We start from the raw sequence: 1,143 nt of genomic DNA, 5'->3' as shown, positions 1-1,143 counted from the left end.
TAACGATAGTATTATTAAGATTGATGGGCAGCTAGTCGCTTTTGGTACCGACAGCAATGCAGCACAAGTCTATAGATTATATCAGGCGGCTTTTGGTAGAGCTCCTGATGTCAGCGGCCTATCCGCGCATACAAACGCTGTAAATCATGGGGTCAGCCTCCACGATGATGCAGGAACGTTTACTGGCTCGCTAGAGTTTACAACTCGATATGGTGCAAATGCTTCTGATCAAGTATTTGTCAATGCTCTTTACAAAAACGTTCTCGATCGAGCACCGGATGCAGCGGGAAATGCCAACTGGATCAATGCATTGTCCAGTCACACAATCGATCGTGCCACAGCGTTGATTGGTTTTTCGGAAAGCTTAGAAAATCATAATAGGGTGGATCCCACCATTCAATCCGGCATCCACCTCGATTATGGATACATCTCTTAAATCGCGCGAGTTCAAAATTAAATCTTTGCCCGACACTTGAGGCGACTCATATTGTCTTCGCCTCATTTGTAGTTCGGGCGAAAGAGGCTGATAGGCAGCCTCTCATAGCGCGATTAGAAGGGGCTTGGTTCACCGCGACTGCGGCCGCGGTGTGCCGGAACGGGGCGCTGAGCGGCGTCAGGCCGGCTCGGCGATCTTCTTCCGCCCGCGTGCCTTCGGAGCCACCTCGGGGGCTTCCACGGGCGCCTCTGTGGCCTTGGGCTTCCGGCTGGCGAAGAGGGCGACTGACGAGTTGATACCACGAGTCTCAAATCCCGCTTTCCAAGGACCATTTTTCCGACCCAACAGTTTGGCCACCTGTTACCGCCCACCGACCGGCAGTGATCTTGTTGTCAACGACCTGAAAGCTTGCCACTCCGCCGGACCCTGGCCCGCCAGCCGCCTGAAATACAACGGATAAAACTGTTCCGTTCAGGATACCGGTGCCAATTTGGCGGCCAGATCCAATCTGCCAAACGACGCTGTAAGTGTCGCCGGTCTTTTTAATCATCGCTTCCCCTTTATAGACTTGGGGCTGCCCTGGGTTCTGGCCTTCAACCTTGTAGCGGCCCTCAATGGCTTGCGCTTGTAATGTCAAAGCAGCGAGCGCTATCAAAGCAAAAATAATCTTCATCGGGGCTCCTTCAGTCGCGTTGCTCGGCATCTTT

Annotated in this window: 2 protein-coding genes; one reads left to right on the top strand and one right to left on the bottom strand. The window is 52.8% G+C overall.

Annotation, left to right across the window (positions count from 1 at the left end; all coding sequences use genetic code 11):
- On the top strand, nt 1-436 hold a 436-nt coding region (locus FV226_RS27550; protein WP_147765410.1), incomplete at its 5' end, for a DUF4214 domain-containing protein.
- A gap of 307 nt (nt 437-743) precedes the next feature.
- Here FV226_RS27550 and FV226_RS27545 read toward each other — a convergent pair.
- On the bottom strand, nt 744-1,143 hold a 400-nt coding region (locus tag FV226_RS27545), incomplete at its 5' end, for a hypothetical protein (protein WP_210246561.1).

The organism is Methylobacterium sp. WL12 (assembly GCF_008039475.1).
GTDB classification, from domain to species: Bacteria; Pseudomonadota; Alphaproteobacteria; order Rhizobiales; family Beijerinckiaceae; genus Methylobacterium; species Methylobacterium cerastii.
Note: the sequence above shows the minus strand (reverse complement) of the source record. Positions and strands in the feature narration are given on the sequence as shown.